This window comes from Dokdonella sp. GW821-FHT11D02, assembly GCF_058808595.1.
The window spans coordinates 1972860-1991357 of record NZ_CM179520.1 but is presented as its reverse complement, the minus strand read 5'-3'; the positions used below and the strand labels follow the sequence as shown (position 1 = coordinate 1991357).

Below are 18498 nucleotides of genomic sequence, written 5' to 3'. Positions count from 1 at the left end.
GTTCTCTAGTCACCGCCGCTCGCCGGCGGCAGCAACCGGCCAGAACTGGAACCAATTGACGTGAGCGCCTGATCGACCCCGAACCTCGCTAGTACATTTCACGGGAACTGAAAGTCCAACCTGCAAGAGAAAGAAACCGCTCGCCAATCTCACGCAGCGCTCCTTCCTTGGGTGTCCAGCGAGCCGCCACGTGATACTTGACGGTAGCGGCCTCGACGATCCACTGGGATCCATCCATGCCGGTCCTGTCGTCATGCGGCGGAAGATTCCAGAAGTCGTTGCGCAAGATCAGCGCTTCGAGCTCCTCGAATTGTGCGACCGAGAGAGAAGTACTTTTTCTTCGCAGTACCGCGCCCGGACTGTAGCCGCCAGCGCCGTCGAGCTCGGTGGCGAACAGCTTGAATTGACCGTTCGCGGCTACAACGCGAATCGCAACGGGGTGATGGAATGTTCGCAGCCAGGTGAAGCGATATGCGCGGGTTGTGCGCGACGGCGCGAGGACGGGTTCGGCCATGACGCGGAGGTGCGCGGAGTACCACTGGTTGTCGAAGTCATCCGACGTCGTCGAACTCGGATTGAGAGCGCCTTGGGGGAAATAGAGTTTCGTGTCGGTATCTGCTTTCGCGGCGGCAAGAGAGAAGGCGAATGCGATGTAGATGACCCATCTGAACATCGTCGCACCCGACGCCGAGAAGATATCGCCGCACCCTACCACTCCGGACGCGTATCCGCTTCTGGGCTGAGGACGAAAAAGAACCGGTGGGAGGTCGACGCAGTAACTTCGTGTCGCGGCGTCGCATCTCGGCGGTATCTAGGCACGCAGAACCTCCCCCGCCGCCTCTCGTACCACCTGCCCCACCCTCCGCAACATCTCCGACCGCACCCCCGCACACTGCCAATACAACACCACATCCAGCCACCGCTTGCGATCGAGCACCACGATCGTCTTCGCCTGCAAGGCCGGCGCGATCAGTGATTCGGGTGCGAGGCACCAGCCGAGTCCGCGCGCGGCGGCTTCGACGAAGCCCGATGATGTCGGGATGTAGTGCATCGGCGGCGCCAGCCGCGCGCGCGTGACGCGGCGCACGTAGCGCCATTGCAGTTCGTCCTTGCGGTTGAACACGATCATCGGCGCGAGCGCGAGTGCGGCGGCGTCGACGCCGTTCGCGAAGTAGCGCGCGGCGAAGTCCGGTGCGGCGATGGCGTAGTAGCGCATGGTTCCGAGCGGGTGCACGTTGCAGCCTTGCAGCGGCGTCGCGGCGGCGGTGACGGCGCCGAGCACGGCGCCGGCGCGCAGGAGATCGAGCGTGTGGTCCTGGTCGTCCACACGCACGTCGAACAGATAGCCGTAGTCCCGATGCAATCGCGCGAGCGCGGCGAGGAACCAGGTTTCGAGCGAGTCGTCGTTGACCGCGATCGCGATCGGGCGTGCAGCGGCCGCGGCGGTTTTCTCCGGTAGAAAATCGGACAGCGCTTCGGCTTCGAGCGCCTGCATCGGGCGCACGCGGCGCAGCAGGCTTTCGCCAGCCGGGGTCGGGCGGCATGGCGTCTGGCGCAGGACCAGTACTTGGCTGAGGCGATCTTCGAGCGCCTTGATCCGCTGCGAAACAGCGGAGGACGTGACCGACAGGCGGCGCGCGGCGGCGTCGAAGCTGCCCTCTTCCAGCACGGCGGTGAAGGCGGCGAGTTGCGGATGGATCAGGTCCACGGCGCTACCGGATTAGATTTTCTTCATAGCTTACAGAATAAGTAGTTTGTCTTAATCATGTCGACGCGCCAGGCTGCCCCGCCTCGTTGCCGGAGTCGCCATGTTCCTCGCCGCCGCCACTGCCGGTTTCGTTGCCGGTGCAGGTCTCATCGTCGCGATCGGTGCGCAGAACGCGTTCGTTCTGCGTCAGGGTTTGCAGCGCCGTCACGTCGGCCTGGTCGTCGCGGTTTGCGCGTTCGGCGACATCGCGCTGATCGTTGGCGGCGTCGCCGGCATCGGCGTGCTGGTGCGTGAGTGGCCCGGCTTGCTGCAGCTGTTGCGCTTCGGCGGCGCGGCCTTTCTCGGCGCGTATGGGTCGATGGCGGCGCTGCGTGCGTGGCGCGGCAGCAGCGCGCTGGCGCCGACGGCTGCCGGCGAAGCGAGTCGGCGGCGCGTGCTGCTCGCCTGCCTCGCCTTCACCTTCCTCAATCCGCACGTGTATCTCGACACGATGGTGCTGCTCGGCAGCCTGTCCACGCGCTACGCCGGCACCGCGCGCTGGGCGTTCGCGTTCGGCGCGTGTTGCGCGAGCGTGCTGTGGTTCTCGAGTTTGGGCTACGGCGCGCGCTTGCTGTTGCCGGTGTTTCGCAATCCGCGCGCATGGCGCGTACTGGACGCGCTGATGGCGGTGTTCATGCTGAGCTTGTGTCTGCTGCTGTTGTTGCGGCCGATCGACTGATTGAACGGCGTGACTCGGCGTCTCGCGACTTCGACTGAGAAAGCTCGGCGCGACCGCGATGACGTCATGCCCGCGTTCGCGGGCATGACGCCGTTCCGAGTTTCCTAGACCCGCGCCCGGCGCGCGAACAGCGCACCGATGCCGGCCAGCAGCACCAGCAACAAGCCGAGCGCACGCGGATCGCCGACCGGTACCGGCTTCGCTTCGCCCGTGCCCGGCTGCTGCGGCACACCGAGCGCGACCGGATCGACGATGACACCGTTGGCGGCGCCGTCAGCGTCGAGCGGACCGCCGTCGACGATCGTGTAGACCACGCTGGTCGCGCCCGACGGCGCCGCCGTGATCGTGGCCGGCGCCGCTGCGGCACTGAGCTTCCACAGCGCCCAACCCGGCGGCAGCGACGGGAACGTCAAGGTCACCGTCAGGCTGGTGCCGACCGTGCACCCTTGCGCGCGCAACGCGACCGCCCCGTGCGGGAACGAGACTCCGCTCGGCAGCTGCAGGCCGCTCATCGCGACGAACCCGCTTTGTGCCGGATCGAGCGAGCATTGGCCGCCGGCGATCAGGATCGTCGCCGGGCCGCTGCCGGTGGCTGTCGAGCCCGTCAGGCGATCGGTCTCGTCGTCGGTGTTGCTGCCGGCGATCGGCGCCAAGGCGACGCCTTGGTAGACCGGATCGGTCGAAGCGACCGGGCCGGGCTGGATCGTGTAGGCCACGTTGCCGTCGAAGGAGAGGTCGTCGACGCCGGTGACGGTGACCGTCTGCGGTGTGTTCCAGTTCGCCGCGGTGAAGGTCACGCTGGCCGGCGACACGCTCGCTTCGCTGCTGTCGCTCGAAGCGATCGGGATCGTCACGTTCGCCGTCGGCTGCGTGTTCAGCACGATCGACAGCGTGGCGCTGCTGCCGCTTTCGCTGGTGGTGATCGGGCCGCTCGGCGTGATCGAGACACCGCTGCTGTCGTCGTCGGTGTTGGTCACCGAGACATCGGCCGCGTCGACGCCGTTGTAGCTCGGATCGGTGCTGACCGCCGCAGCCGTGACGATGCTGTAGGCGACGTTGCCGTCGCTGGCCGAGTCGTCGACGCCGGTCACCGTCGCGGTCTGCGCGGTGTTCCAGTTCGCCGCGGTGAAGGTCAGGCTGGCCGGCGCGACCGTGCCTTCGCTGGTATCGCTGCTGCTGAGTGCGATGGTCACATTGCCGGTCGGCTGCGTGCGCAGCACGACCGAGAAGGTCGCCGTGCCGCCCGCTTCGGTCGTCGTCAGACCCGCCGTGGGCGAGACCGTGATGCCGGACGCGTCGTTGTCGGTGTTGGTCAGCGCCACGTCGGCGGCATCGACGCCGTTGTAGTTCGCATCCGCACTGACCGCCGCCGCCGTGACGATGCTGTAAGCGACATCGCCGTCGGCGAGCAGATCGTCGACGCCGGTGACCGTTACGGTCTGCGCCGCGTTCCAGTTCGCCGCCGTGAAGGTCACGCTGGCCGGGGCGACCGTGCCTTCGCTCGTATCGCTGCTGCTGAGCGCGATGGTCACGTCGCTGGTCGGTTGCGTGTTGAGCACGACGGTGAACGTCGCCGTGCCGCCCGCTTCGGTGGTGGTGAGTCCGGCGGTCGGGTTGACCGTGATACCGGCGCTGTCGTCGTCGCTGTTGGTCACCGACACATCGGCCGCATCGACGCCGTTGTAGTCGGTATCCGCGCTGACCGCGGCGGCGGTGACGATGTGGTAGGCCACGTTGCCGTCGGCGAGCGCGTCGTCGACACCGGTCACCGTCACCGTCTGCGCGGTGTCCCAGTTCGCCGCGCTGAAGGTCAGGCTGGCCGGCGCGACCGTGCCTTCGGCGGTGTCGTCGCTGCTGAGCGCGATCGTCACGTCGGCCGACGGCTGCGTGTTCAACACGACGGTGAACGTCGCCGTGCCGCCCGCTTCGGTCGTGGTCAGACCGGCGGTCGGGTTAACCGTGATGCCGGCGCTGTCGTTGTCGGTGTTGGTCACCATCACGTCGTCCGCGTTCAGGCCGGCGTAGTCGGTATCGGTGCTGGTCGCCGCGGCGGTGACGATGCTGTAGGCGACGTCGCCGTCGATGATCGAGTCGTCGACGCCGGTAGCGGTGACGGTCTGCGCCTGGTTCCAGTTCGCGCTGGTGAAGGTCACGCTGGCCGGAGTGACGGTGCCTTCGCTGGTGTCGTTGCTCGACAGCGCGATGGTGACGTCGGCCGACGGCTGCGTGTTCAGCGCGATGGTGAAGGTCGCCGTGCCGCCCGCTTCGCTGGTGACCAGGCCCGCGGTCGGCGAGACGGAGATCCCCGCCACGTCGTCGTCGCTGTTGCTGGCGTCGACGTCCGCCGCGTCGATGCCGGCGTAGGTCGGGTCGGTGCTGGTCGCCGGCGCGGTCACGATGGTGTAGGCGATGCTGCCGTCGACCATCGCGTCGTCGACGCCGGTCACGGTGACCGTCTGCGCCGTGTTCCAGTTCGCGCTGGTGAAGGTCACGCTGGCCGGTGCGACCGTGCCTTCGCCGGTGTCGCTGCTCGACAGCGCGATCGTCACATCCGCGGTCGGCTGGGTGTTGAGCACGACCGTGAAGGTCGCCGTGCCGCCCGCTTCGGTGGTGATCAAGCCGGCCGTCGGCGCGACCGTGATACCGGCGGTGTCGTTGTCGGTGTTGGTCACCGCGACGTCGTCGGCGTCGATGCCGGCGTAGTTGGGGTCGGTACTGGTCGCCGGGTCGGTCACGATCGTGTAGGCGACGTCGCCGTCGTCGATCGCATCGTCGACACCGGTCACGGTGATCGTCTGCGGCTGGTTCCAGTCCGCCGCGGTGAAGGTCACGCTGGCCGGCGCGATGGTGCCTTCGGCGGTGTCGCTGCTCGACAGCGCGATGGTCACGTCCGCGGTCGGCTCGCTGTCGAGCACGATATTGAACGCGGCGGTGGTGCCGGCTTCGCTGGTGACCAGGCCGATCACCGGCGTCACCGTGATGCCGGCGGCATCGTCGTCGATATTGGTGACGGCGACATCCGCCGCATCGCGGCCGGAGTAACCGGCGTCGCTGCTGGTCGCCGCAGCGGTGACGATGGTGTAGGCGATGTCGCCGTCGTCGAGCGCGTCGTCGACGCCGGTGACCGTCACCGTCTGCGCCGTGTTCCAGTTGGCCGCGGTGAAGGTCACGCTGGCCGGGCCGACCGTACCCTCGTCGGTGTTGCTGCTCGACAGCGCGATGGTCACATCGGCCGTCGGCTGCGTCGCCAGTGCGATCGTGAAGGTCGCGGTGCCACCGGCTTCGGTCGTGCTGAGGCCGCTGGTCGGCGTCACCGTGATGCCGGCGGTGTCGTCGTCGGTGTTGCTGACGCTGACGTCGGCGCCGTCGCGGCCGGCGTAACCGGCGTCGCTACTGGTCGCCGGTGCGGTGACGATGGTGTACGTCACGTCGCCGTCGTCGATCAGATCGTCGACGCCCGTCACCGTCACCGTCTGTGCCACGTTCCAGTTCGCCGCGGTGAAGGTCATGCTGGCCGGTGCGACGGTTCCTTCCGTGGTGTCGCTGCTCGACAGCGGAATGGTGACGTCCGCAGTCGGCTGCGTCGCCAATGCGATCGTAAAGGTGGCCGTGCCGCCCGCTTCGGTGGTGGTGAGCCCGGTGGTCGGGCTGACGGTGATGCCGGCAATATCGTCGTCGATGTTGGTGGCGCTCACATCAGCCGCATTGCGACCGGCGTAGCCCGGATCGGTGCTGGTCGCCGCGGCGGTCACGATCGTGTACGCGATGTCGCCGTCGTCGACGAAATCGTTGACGCCGGTCACCGTCACGGTCTGCGCGACGTTCCAGTTCGCGGTGGTGAAGGTCAGGCTGGCCGGTGCCACCGTACCCTCGGTCGTATCGCTGCTCGACAGCGGAATGGCCACGTTGCCGGTCGGCTGCGAAGTGAGCACGACGGTGAAGATGGCGCTGGCGCCCGCTTCGGTGGTGACGAGCCCGGAGGTCGGGCTGACCGTGATGCCGGCGGTGTCGTCGTCGGTGTTGGTGACGGTCACATCGGCCGGATTGAATCCCGAGTAGCCGGCATCGCCGCTGGTCGCCGCGGCGGTGACGATCGTGTAGGCGATGTCGCCGTCGTCGACGGCGTCGTTGACGCCGGTCACGGTGACGGTCTGCGCGGTGTTCCAGTTCGCGTTGGTGAACGTCAGGCTCGCGGGCGAGACGGTGCCTTCGGTGGTGTCGCTGCTGCTGAGGCCGATGGTGACGTTCGCGCTCGGCTGCGAGTTCAAGACGACAGTGAAGGTCGCGGTGCCGCCGACCTCGGTGGTGACCAAGCCTGAGGTCGGACTGACGGTGACGCCGACGGTGTCGTCGTTGACGATCGTGCCCTGCCCTTGCGCGTCGGTCACGGTCGCGTTGGTGACGTTGGTGACGTTGACCAAAAAGGTCTCGTTCGGCTCGACCGCGAAATCGCCGTTGACCAGCACGCTGAAGGCGTAGGTCGAGCTGCCGGCCGGAATGGTCTGCGCGGTCAGCGATTTGGTCGTGTAGTCGCTCGGCGCGGTGGCGGTGCCATTCGCAGTCGCGATGTCGAACGTGACGCCGCCGGCGCCGGCCGGGGCCGACAGGCTGACGGTGAAGGTGTAGTTGGTCGTACCGGTGTTGCCTTCGTTGAGGCTGACGTCGTTGATGCTGAGGTTAGGGAGCGCGACGCCGGTGCCGGTCAGCGTGATGTCGAACGGATTCTCGTCCGCATCGTTGTTGGCGATGTGGATGGCCGCGCTGCGCGCGCCGGCGCCGCCGGGGGCGAACTGCACGGTGAACGTGGTCGTACCACTCGCTGCGACCGGCGCGGTCGGGTTGGCGGTGACGGTGAAGTCACCGGCGTTGGCGCCGTCCTTGGTGATCGTCAATCCGGTCAGATTGGCCGTGCCGGAATTGCGGATGGTGAAGGTCAGGCTGGTGTTGCTGCCGACGTTGACGTTGCCGAAGGCCTTGCTGCCGCCATCGGCGATATCGGTGCCGGCCGGTTGCTCGACGGCGATCTCCGGCGCCGCTACCGGCGTGTCGGCGAACACGCGTAGGAACAGATCGTCACTACCACCGGTCGCGTTGTTCTCGTCGCGGATCAGCACGGCGAAGCCGTTGCCGACCTTGGTGATGGTGGCCGGGACTTGTTCGTCGATGGTGCCGGTCGGCTCGGTGTCGTGCACGCGAATGGTCGCGTGCACCGGCGTGCCGGCGTTGTTGTACAGGCGCACCCAGGTGTCGCCGCCGGTGGTCGGCTGATTGCCGTTGCCTTGGTCGCTGTTGGCGCCGTCGTCGGTGTTGCGCGCCGAGTTCCAGGTCACGGCGAAACCGCCGTTGGTGGCCGCCAGCTGCGGGCCGTTCTGACTGCCGCTGCCGTTCGGATTGATGTCCGAATACGGGAACACGACGCCGGTGCGCGCGGTGCCGTTCGCATTGAATACGCGGATCGGCGCGGCGTTGGCGCCGCCGTCGAGCGAAGTGCCGGTGCCGTTGTTGGCCGAATCGCGCACCTGCACGGCGGCGACGAAGCCGCCGTCGTCGAGCGCGATCAGGCTGCGTATACGGTTGTAGTCTTCGAACAGCGCGTCGGCGGCGGTGCCGGCGATCGGGAGGCTCGGTCCTGCAGCCGCGCCGGCGGCGGTGAATGCGCGCGCGTAGTAGTCGTCGGTGTTGCCGGTGGCGTCGTCGTCTTCCTGCCAGACGATGGCAAAGCCGCCGCCGGTAAGGCCGACGATGGCGGCGGGGTATTCGCTGTCGTCGGTGCGCACGTCGTTCACGCGTACCGTGGTGCTGGTGCCCGCGCCCGAATCGTTGAAGGTGCGCGCGTAGGTATCGCCGCCAGTCGTATTGTTGACGCCATTGCCGACGTCGACGAAGCCGGGGTCGTTGGTATTGCGGGTCGAGTTCCAGGTCGCGACGAAGCCGCCGCCGGCGAGCGGCGCGAGCAGCGGCGCGTTCTGGCTGCCGCTGCCGTCGGGATTGATGTCGGCGTAGGGCCGCACCACGCCCGACACCGCCGCGCCGGACGCGTTGAACACCTGCACATAGCCGGCGCTGCCGCCGCCGTCGGTGCTGACGCCGCTGCCGTCGTTGTTCTGATCGCGCGTGCTCCAGGAGACCGCGACGTTGCCGTTGCCGAGCGCGATCAGGCCGCGCACGGTGTTGTAGTCCTTGTAGAACGCGTCGTGCGCGGTGCCGCCGAGGCGCGCGCTGGCTGCCTGCGGCACGCCCGCGGCGGAATAGACACGCAAGAAATAGTCGGGCGTGTTGCCGGTCGCCGCGCTCGCGTCGCGCCAGACGACGGCGAAGCCACCGCCGCTCAAGCCGACCACGGCGACCGGCTCCTGTGCATCGGGCGTGCCGCTCGGATCGTTTTCGTTGATGTGGAAAGTACCGCTGACCGGCGTACCGGTCGCGCTGTAGACGCGGCCCCAGGCATCCCCGCCGTCGAAGCCGTCGTCGTAGGTGTCGCCCGGACCGCCGATCGAGTTCCACACGATCACGAAGCCGCCGCCGGTGAGCGCGGCGACCTGCGGTGCGCTCTGGTAGCCGGTGCCGTCGGCATTGATGTCCAGATACGGTGCGATCACGCCGGAAATCGCAGCGCCGGTCGTGCCCGACAGGACCTTGAAGAAGGCGCCGCTGAATTTGCCGTTGCTACCGTCGGGCGAATTCGGATTCACCGAGGTGTTCGCCTCCGCACCCCAGCCGACCACGACGTTGCCGCCGGTCAAGCCGACCATCGGACGAACCGCATTGTTGGTCTGGTAGAACGGGTCGTGGTCGAGCACGCCGCCGGCGCCCACTCTGACCAAGGGCCCGGCCGGATCGCCGGGAGCTGCGAAGGCCAGGCCGCAGACGGTGACGAAAACCGATACCAGCGCCGCACGCAGCACGCGACGGCGGCCGACAGAAAACGATACGGACATGAAACTCCCCCTAGGAGCAGCGCCCCGCTGCAGCGCGCCGTTGCGAAAGACTCGATTTTAAAAGGTAACAGATGCAAGTGTGACGAAATACACTAATTCTTCGAAGCCTCACCCGCTTGCGGTCTTCACGTCGTTTGCATGCCGTTTTTGTTTGCGCGCCGGGGCCGGCGATCGCTACGGCACGGATGAGCGCCGCGGTGCGCATGCGGACCTTCGGGCGTGCTTCGGGTGAACGGCCTTCGGCGGTCGCGAGGCGCTTCCCGCGTTCGCGGGAAGCGCCCTTCGATGGCTCCTCAGACCCGCGCCCGGCGCGCGAACAGCGCACCGATGCCGGCCAGCAGTACCAGCAACAACCCGAGCGCACGCGGATCACCGGCCGGTACCGGCTTCGCCTCGCCCGTGCCCGGTTGCTGCGGCACACCCAGCGCGACCGGATCGACGATGACGCCATTCGCGGCGCCGTCAGCGTCGAGCGGACCGCCGTCGACGATCGTGTAGACCACGCTGGTCGCGCCCGACGGCGCCGCCGTGATCGTGGCCGGCGCCGCTGCGGCACTGAGCTTCCACAGCGCCCAACCCGGCGGCAGCGACGGGAACGTCAAGGTCACCGTCAGGCTGGTGCCGACCGTGCACCCTTGCGCGCGCAACGCGACCGCCCCGTGCGGGAACGAGACTCCGCTCGGCAGCTGCAGGCCGCTCATCGCGACGAACCCGCTTTGTGCCGGATCGAGCGAGCATTGGCCGCCGGCGATCAGGATCGTCGCCGGGCCGCTGCCGGTGGCTGTCGAGCCCGTCAGGCGATCGGTCTCGTCGTCGGTGTTGCTGCCGGCGATCGGCGCCAAGGCGACGCCTTGGTAGACCGGATCGGTCGAAGCGACCGGGCCGGGCTGGATCGTGTAGGCCACGTTGCCGTCGAAGGAGAGGTCGTCGACGCCGGTGACGGTGACCGTCTGCGGTGTGTTCCAGTTCGCCGCGGTGAAGGTCACGCTGGCCGGCGACACGCTCGCTTCGCTGCTGTCGCTCGAAGCGATCGGGATCGTCACGTTCGCCGTCGGCTGCGTGTTCAGCACGATCGACAGCGTGGCGCTGCTGCCGCTTTCGCTGGTGGTGATCGGGCCGCTCGGCGTGATCGAGACACCGCTGCTGTCGTCGTCGGTGTTGGTCACCGAGACATCGGCCGCGTCGACGCCGTTGTAGCTCGGATCGGTGCTGACCGCCGCAGCCGTGACGATGCTGTAGGCGACGTTGCCGTCGCTGGCCGAGTCGTCGACGCCGGTCACCGTCGCGGTCTGCGCGGTGTTCCAGTTCGCCGCGGTGAAGGTCAGGCTGGCCGGCGCGACCGTGCCTTCGCTGGTATCGCTGCTGCTGAGTGCGATGGTCACATTGCCGGTCGGCTGCGTGCGCAGCACGACCGAGAAGGTCGCCGTGCCGCCCGCTTCGGTCGTCGTCAGACCCGCCGTGGGCGAGACCGTGATGCCGGACGCGTCGTTGTCGGTGTTGGTCAGCGCCACGTCGGCGGCATCGACGCCGTTGTAGTTCGCATCCGCACTGACCGCCGCCGCCGTGACGATGCTGTAAGCGACATCGCCGTCGGCGAGCAGATCGTCGACGCCGGTGACCGTTACGGTCTGCGCCGCGTTCCAGTTCGCCGCCGTGAAGGTCACGCTGGCCGGGGCGACCGTGCCTTCGCTCGTATCGCTGCTGCTGAGCGCGATGGTCACGTCGCTGGTCGGTTGCGTGTTGAGCACGACGGTGAACGTCGCCGTGCCGCCCGCTTCGGTGGTGGTGAGTCCGGCGGTCGGGTTGACCGTGATACCGGCGCTGTCGTCGTCGCTGTTGGTCACCGACACATCGGCCGCATCGACGCCGTTGTAGTCGGTATCCGCGCTGACCGCGGCGGCGGTGACGATGTGGTAGGCCACGTTGCCGTCGGCGAGCGCGTCGTCGACACCGGTCACCGTCACCGTCTGCGCGGTGTCCCAGTTCGCCGCGCTGAAGGTCAGGCTGGCCGGCGCGACCGTGCCTTCGGCGGTGTCGTCGCTGCTGAGCGCGATCGTCACGTCGGCCGACGGCTGCGTGTTCAACACGACGGTGAACGTCGCCGTGCCGCCCGCTTCGGTCGTGGTCAGACCGGCGGTCGGGTTAACCGTGATGCCGGCGCTGTCGTTGTCGGTGTTGGTCACCATCACGTCGTCCGCGTTCAGGCCGGCGTAGTCGGTATCGGTGCTGGTCGCCGCGGCGGTGACGATGCTGTAGGCGACGTCGCCGTCGATGATCGAGTCGTCGACGCCGGTAGCGGTGACGGTCTGCGCCTGGTTCCAGTTCGCGCTGGTGAAGGTCACGCTGGCCGGAGTGACGGTGCCTTCGCTGGTGTCGTTGCTCGACAGCGCGATGGTGACGTCGGCCGACGGCTGCGTGTTCAGCGCGATGGTGAAGGTCGCCGTGCCGCCCGCTTCGCTGGTGACCAGGCCCGCGGTCGGCGAGACGGAGATCCCCGCCACGTCGTCGTCGCTGTTGCTGGCGTCGACGTCCGCCGCGTCGATGCCGGCGTAGGTCGGGTCGGTGCTGGTCGCCGGCGCGGTCACGATGGTGTAGGCGATGCTGCCGTCGACCATCGCGTCGTCGACGCCGGTCACGGTGACCGTCTGCGCCGTGTTCCAGTTCGCGCTGGTGAAGGTCACGCTGGCCGGTGCGACCGTGCCTTCGCCGGTGTCGCTGCTCGACAGCGCGATCGTCACATCCGCGGTCGGCTGGGTGTTGAGCACGACCGTGAAGGTCGCCGTGCCGCCCGCTTCGGTGGTGATCAAGCCGGCCGTCGGCGCGACCGTGATACCGGCGGTGTCGTTGTCGGTGTTGGTCACCGCGACGTCGTCGGCGTCGATGCCGGCGTAGTTGGGGTCGGTACTGGTCGCCGGGTCGGTCACGATCGTGTAGGCGACGTCGCCGTCGTCGATCGCATCGTCGACACCGGTCACGGTGATCGTCTGCGGCTGGTTCCAGTCCGCCGCGGTGAAGGTCACGCTGGCCGGCGCGATGGTGCCTTCGGCGGTGTCGCTGCTCGACAGCGCGATGGTCACGTCCGCGGTCGGCTCGCTGTCGAGCACGATATTGAACGCGGCGGTGGTGCCGGCTTCGCTGGTGACCAGGCCGATCACCGGCGTCACCGTGATGCCGGCGGCATCGTCGTCGATATTGGTGACGGCGACATCCGCCGCATCGCGGCCGGAGTAACCGGCGTCGCTGCTGGTCGCCGCAGCGGTGACGATGGTGTAGGCGATGTCGCCGTCGTCGAGCGCGTCGTCGACGCCGGTGACCGTCACCGTCTGCGCCGTGTTCCAGTTGGCCGCGGTGAAGGTCACGCTGGCCGGGCCGACCGTACCCTCGTCGGTGTTGCTGCTCGACAGCGCGATGGTCACATCGGCCGTCGGCTGCGTCGCCAGTGCGATCGTGAAGGTCGCGGTGCCACCGGCTTCGGTCGTGCTGAGGCCGCTGGTCGGCGTCACCGTGATGCCGGCGGTGTCGTCGTCGGTGTTGCTGACGCTGACGTCGGCGCCGTCGCGGCCGGCGTAACCGGCGTCGCTACTGGTCGCCGGTGCGGTGACGATGGTGTACGTCACGTCGCCGTCGTCGATCAGATCGTCGACACCGGTCACCGTCACCGTCTGCGCCACGTTCCAGTTCGCCGCGGTAAAGGTCAGGCTGGCCGGCGACACCGTGCCTTCGCTCGTGTCGCTGCTCGACAGTGGAATGGTGACGTCAGCGGTCGGCTGACTGCCGAGCTCGATGGTGAACGTCGCCGTGCCGCCGGCTTCGGTGGTGGTCAGGCCGCTGGTCGGCGTCACCACGATCGAGGCGGTGTCGTCGTCGGTGTTGCTGACGCTGACGTCGGCGCCGTTGCGGCCGGTGTAACCCGGATCGCTGCTGGTCGCCGGTGCGGTGACGATGGTGTAGGTGATGTCGCCGTCGTCGACCAGATCGTCGACACCGGTGACGGTGACCGTCTGCGGCACGTTCCAATTGGCGGTGCTGAAGCTGACGCTGGCCGGCGCCACGGTTCCTTCCGTGGTGTCGCTGCTCGACAAGGCGATCGTCACCGCCGCGGTCGGCTGGCTGCCCAGCACGATCGTAAACGTCGCGGTGCCACCGGCTTCGGTGGTCGTCAGGCCCGAGGTCGGCGTCACCACCACGGCGGCGGTGTCGTCGTCGATGTTGGTGACGGCCACGTCGGCGGCATTGCGGCCGGCGTAGCCCGGATCGGTGCTGGTCGCCGCGGCGGTCACGATCGTGTACGCGATGTCGCCGTCGTCAACCAAGTCGTTGACGCCGGTCACCGTCACGGTCTGCGCGACGTTCCAGTTCGCGGCGGTGAAGGTCACGCTGGCCGGTGCCACCGTACCCTCGGTCGTATCGCTGCTCGACAGCGGAATGGTTACATCAGCGGTCGGCTGCGAAGTGAGCACGACGGTGAAGATGGCGCTGGCGCCCGCTTCGGTGGTGACGAGCCCGGAGGTCGGGCTGACCGTGATGCCGGCGGTGTCGTCGTCGGTGTTGGTGACGGTCACATCGGCCGGATTGAATCCCGAGTAGCCGGCATCGCCGCTGGTCGCCGCGGCGGTGACGATCGTGTAGGCGATGTCGCCGTCGTCGACGGCGTCGTTGACGCCGGTCACGGTGACGGTCTGCGCGGTGTTCCAGTTCGCGTTGGTGAACGTCAGGCTCGCGGGCGAGACGGTGCCTTCGGTGGTGTCGCTGCTGCTGAGGCCGATGGTGACGTTCGCGCTCGGCTGCGAGTTCAAGACGACAGTGAAGGTCGCGGTGCCGCCGACCTCGGTGGTGACCAAGCCTGAGGTCGGACTGACGGTGACGCCGACGGTGTCGTCGTTGACGATCGTGCCCTGCCCTTGCGCGTCGGTCACGGTCGCGTTGGTGACGTTGGTGACGTTGACCAAAAAGGTCTCGTTCGGCTCGACCGCGAAATCGCCGTTGACCAGCACGCTGAAGGCGTAGGTCGAGCTGCCGGCCGGAATGGTCTGCGCGGTCAGCGATTTGGTCGTGTAGTCGCTCGGCGCGGTGGCGGTGCCATTCGCAGTCGCGATGTCGAACGTGACGCCGCCGGCGCCGGCCGGGGCCGACAGGCTGACGGTGAAGGTGTAGTTGGTCGTACCGGTGTTGCCTTCGTTGAGGCTGACGTCGTTGATGCTGAGGTTAGGGAGCGCGACGCCGGTGCCGGTCAGCGTGATGTCGAACGGGTTCTCGTCCGCATCGTTGTTGGCGATGTGGATGGCCGCGCTGCGCGCGCCGGCGCCGCCGGGGGCGAATTGCACGGTGAAGGTGGTCGTGCCGCTCGCTGCGACCGGCGCGGTCGGGTTGGCGGTGACGGTGAAATCGCCGGCGTTGGCGCCGTCCTTGGTAATCGTCAATCCGGTCAGGTTGGCCGTGCCGGAATTGCGGATGGTGAAGGTCAGGCTGGTGTTGCTGCCGACGTTGACGTTGCCGAAGGCCTTGCTGCCGCCGTCGGCGATGTTGGTGCCGGCCGGCTGCTCCACCGCGATCTCCGGCGCTGCCGCCGGCGCATCGCCGAACAGGCGCACGTACAGATCGTCGGTGTTGCCGGTCGCATTGTTCTCGTCGCGCATCAGCACCGCGAAGCCGTTGCCGGATTTGACGATCGCTTGCGGCGTCTGCTCGTCGACGGTGCCGGTCGGCTCGGTGTCGTGCACACGGATCGTCGCGTGCACCGGATTGCCGGCGTTGTTGTACAGCCGCACCCAAGTGTCGCCGCCGCTGGTGTTGTTGCTGCCGTTGCCTTGGTCGCTGTTGGCGCCGTCGTCGGTGTTGCGCGCCGAGTTCCAGGTCACCGCGAAGCCGCCGGTGGTGGCGGCGAGGCGCGGAATGTTCTGGCTGCCGCTGCCGTTGGGGTTGATGTCGAGATAGGGATAGATCACGCCGGTGCGCGTGCTGCCGTTGGCGTTGAACACGCGGATCGCCGCGGCATAGCCGCCACCGTCGACCGAGGTGCCGCTGCCGTTGTTGGCCGAGTCGCGCACGCGTATGCCGGCGGCGAAACCGCCGTCGTCGAGCGCGACCAGGCCGTAGGCGCCTTCGAAATCCTCGTACAGCGGATCGGCAGGGGTGTCGCCGATCAGCACGCTGGCCGCGCTCGGCACGCCGGTCGCGCTGAACGCGCGCACGAAGAAGTCGTCGCTGTTGGCCGCGGTTTCGTCGTCCTCGTACCAGACGATGGCAAAACCACCGCCGCTGAGGGCGACCATGCCCCAGGGATATTCGCTGTCGGCGGTGCGCGATTCGTTGACGCGCACGGTGCCGCCGGTGGCCACGCCGGAGTTGTTGTAAGTGCGCGTATAGGTGTCGCCGCCGGTATCCGCGCCGAAGCCGTTGCCGACATCGGAGTTGGCGCCGTCGTTGCTGTTGTGATTGGAGTTCCAGGTCACGGCGAAGCCGCCGCCGCTGAGCGCCACCACCAGCGGTATTCCCTGATTCCCACTGGCGTCGGGATTGATGTCGGTGTAGGGAGCGATCAAGCCGGAAACCGCCGCGCCGGAGGCGTTGAACACTTGCACGAAACCGGCACCGGCGCCGCCGCTGCCTTCGACGCTGCTGCCGCCGGTTCCCTCGCGCACGGCCCAGGCCACGGCGACGTTGCCGTTGCTCAGTGCGGCCAGCGAACGGCCGTAGGTGGAATCGCTCACGTCCTTGAAGAACGCGTCGTGCGCGACGCCGCCCAGGCGCACGCTGGCCGCCTGCGGCGTGCCGTTGGCGGAATAGACGCGCAAGAACAAGTCGTCGGTATTGGTGTTGGCGCCGGGCGCGTCGTTCTGGTCTCGCCACAGCACCGCGAAACCGCCGCCGGTCAGCCCGATCACGGCCGCCGGCTCTTGCAGATCGGGGAATCCGTTCGGATCGTTCTCGTTGATGTGGAAGGTGCCGCTGGCCGGCGTGCCGTCCGCGTTGTAGACGCGGCCCCAGGCGTCGCCGCCGAAGTTGCCGTCGAGATAGGTGTCGCCGGGACCGCCGGCCGAGTTCCACACGATGACGAAGCCGCCGCCGCTGAGCGAGGCGAGCAAGGGCACGTTCTGGCGGCCGGTGCCGTCGGCATTGATGTCCAGATACGGCGCCACCGGAGCTGCGCTCAGCGCCGCTCCCGTGGTGCCGGAAAAAATCCGGAAGAACGCGCCGTATTGCTTGCCGTTGGTGCCGTCGGGGGAATCGGGATTGGACGGCGGCATTGCCGTGCTGTGGCGAGCGCGCCAGCCGACCACGACGTTGCCGCCGGTCAGGCTGACCATCGCGCGCGAGGCGATGATGTCCTTGAAGAACGGATCTTGGTTCAGCACGCCGCCGGCACCGACGTTCTGCAGCGGACCGAGCGGATCGCCGGGAGCGGCGAAGGCGGGACCGGAAACGGCGACCAAAGCGAGCAGCAGCGTCGAACGCAGCCGGCGACGGCAGGCGACGAGAAACGATACGAACATGAGACTCCCCCCGGAGCAGCGCGCCGTTGCGGCGAGCCGTTGCGCAAGGGTCGCCTTAAAAAGTTACAGATGCAAGTGTGACGAAGCGCACAAATCGAACAAAATATTTTTCGCTGCGAAATTCACGATCTCTATACGCTGCAATTGCTGGCGAGCCGGCTCGCCGCTCGCCCGGCCGGATCGGCGCAAGCGGCGGCCCGGTTCGCGCTGCCGCCCGGCGACCTGCGAGAATGCGGGATGAACGCCTTCTCCTCGCTCCCGCTCGCCTCCTCCCTGCAACACTCGCTCGACACGCTCGGCTACGTCGAAATGACGCCGGTGCAGTCCGCCAGCCTGCCGGCCCTGCTCGAGGGCCGCGACCTCATTGCGCAGGCGCCCACCGGCAGCGGCAAGACCGTCGCCTTCGCCCTCGGCCTGTTGCAGCGGCTCGATGCGAGCCTGGTCAAGCCGCAGGCGCTGGTGTTGTGTCCGACGCGCGAACTGGCCGATCAAGTCGCCAAGGAAATCCGCCGCCTCGCCGCGGCGGTGCCGAACTTGAAGGTACTGCTGCTGACCGGCGGCATCCCGCTCGGGCCGCAGCTGGCGAGCTTGCGCAAGGATTCGCACGTCATCGTCGGTACGCCCGGGCGCGTGCAGGAACTGCTCGAAAAAAAGGCGCTGTCGCTCGCGAAGGTGCGCACGCTCGTGCTCGACGAAGCCGACCGCATGCTCGACATGGGTTTTGAGCCGGCGATCCGCGAGATCGTGCGCTTCCTGCCGCCGCAGCGGCAGGGCCTGCTGTTTTCGGCGACCTTTCCCGAAGACATCCGCCGCCTCGGCCGCGATTTCCTGCGCGAACCGGTCGAAGTCACCATCGGCGGCGTCGAGGAGCGCCCTGAAATCGAGCAGCGCTTCTACGCGATCGAATCGGCGCGCAAGCCGGCCGCGCTGGTCGCCCTGCTCGGCGAAGTGCAACCCGACTCCTGCGTGGTGTTCTGCAACACGCGGCGCGAAGTGGACGAGGTGGCCGAGGCCTTGAGCCGCGCCAACGTGCACGCGCTCGCCCTGCACGGCGACATGGAGCAGCGCGACCGCGACGAAGTGCTGGTGCGCCTGGCCAACCGCAGCTGCCGCGTCTTGGTCGCCAGCGACGTCGCCGCGCGCGGACTCGACGTCAAGGACCTCGACACCGTGGTCAACTACGAACTGCCGCACGACGCCGACGCCTACCTGCATCGCATCGGCCGCACCGGCCGCGCCGGCCGCAAAGGCCTTGCGCTGAACCTGGTCGCGGCGCGCGAAACGCAGCGCGCCGAAACGATCGCCACGCGCGACGGCGCGCCGCTGCGCTGGGACACGCTGAAAGCCGGCGCAGTGGCGGCGCTGCCGGCGCCGATGGCGACCTTGCGCATCGACGCCGGCCGCAGCGACAAGCTGCGCCCCGGCGACATCCTCGGCGCGCTCACCGGCGAGGCCGGCCTGGTGGCGGCGGCGGTCGGCAAGATCGACGTGTTCCCGACCCGCTCCTACGTTGCGATCCGGCGCGAAGACGCCGCGCAAGCGCTGGCACGCCTGCGCGCCGGCCGCATCAAGGGGCGCAACTTGCGCGTGATGCGGATCTGAGCCGCGGCGATTGCAAGAGCATCCGCATCGCCGCGTCAA

Annotated in this window: 6 protein-coding genes; 2 read left to right on the top strand and 4 right to left on the bottom strand. The window is 68.1% G+C overall.

The features are described 5' to 3' along the window. Positions 1-88 precede the first annotated feature (88 nt). Positions 89-673, bottom strand: a complete 585-nt coding sequence (locus AC3QL3_RS08320; RefSeq protein ID WP_492897913.1) for a hypothetical protein — start codon at positions 671-673, stop codon at positions 89-91. Positions 674-811: 138 nt separating this feature from the next. Continuing rightward, positions 812-1708, bottom strand: coding sequence for a LysR family transcriptional regulator ArgP (locus AC3QL3_RS08315; RefSeq protein ID WP_492897912.1), 897 nt, complete (start codon positions 1706-1708; stop codon positions 812-814). 100 nt (positions 1709-1808) lie between these two features. On the opposite strand from AC3QL3_RS08315, the gene AC3QL3_RS08310 reads away from it, so the two are divergent. Beyond that, on the top strand, positions 1809-2426 hold the full coding sequence (locus AC3QL3_RS08310; protein ID WP_492897911.1) for a LysE/ArgO family amino acid transporter: 618 nt from the start codon (positions 1809-1811) through the stop codon (positions 2424-2426). A gap of 104 nt (positions 2427-2530) precedes the next feature. Here the strand turns inward: AC3QL3_RS08310 and AC3QL3_RS08305 are convergent, their stop codons facing one another. Together AC3QL3_RS08305 and AC3QL3_RS08300 are read right to left on the bottom strand one after the other, a co-directional pair. Continuing rightward, positions 2531-9364 carry a choice-of-anchor U domain-containing protein gene (locus tag AC3QL3_RS08305; RefSeq protein ID WP_492897910.1) on the bottom strand — a complete coding sequence of 2278 codons (6834 nt, stop codon included), beginning with the start codon at positions 9362-9364 and terminating at the stop codon, positions 2531-2533. Between the two features lie 293 nt (positions 9365-9657). Further along, a complete protein-coding gene (locus AC3QL3_RS08300; protein ID WP_492897909.1) occupies positions 9658-16857 on the bottom strand; it encodes a choice-of-anchor U domain-containing protein in 7200 nt (2399 codons plus the stop codon). 237 nt (positions 16858-17094) lie between these two features. Here AC3QL3_RS08300 and dbpA point away from each other — a divergent pair, with 237 nt between their 5' ends. Continuing rightward, positions 17095-18459 carry an ATP-dependent RNA helicase DbpA gene (gene dbpA / locus AC3QL3_RS08295; protein WP_492897908.1) on the top strand — a complete coding sequence of 455 codons (1365 nt, stop codon included), beginning with the start codon at positions 17095-17097 and terminating at the stop codon, positions 18457-18459. The last annotated feature ends 39 nt before the right edge of the window (positions 18460-18498 follow it).

Coding starts and splice junctions, on each gene's coding strand:
- AC3QL3_RS08310 (WP_492897911.1), top strand. CDS start 1,809: ATGTTCCTCGCCGCCGCCACTGCCGGTTTCGTTGCCGGTGCAGGTCTC.
- AC3QL3_RS08300 (WP_492897909.1), bottom strand. CDS start 16,857: ATGTTCGTATCGTTTCTCGTCGCCTGCCGTCGCCGGCTGCGTTCGACG.
- AC3QL3_RS08305 (WP_492897910.1), bottom strand. CDS start 9,364: ATGTCCGTATCGTTTTCTGTCGGCCGCCGTCGCGTGCTGCGTGCGGCG.
- dbpA (WP_492897908.1), top strand. CDS start 17,095: ATGAACGCCTTCTCCTCGCTCCCGCTCGCCTCCTCCCTGCAACACTCG.
- AC3QL3_RS08320 (WP_492897913.1), bottom strand. CDS start 673: ATGTTCAGATGGGTCATCTACATCGCATTCGCCTTCTCTCTTGCCGCC.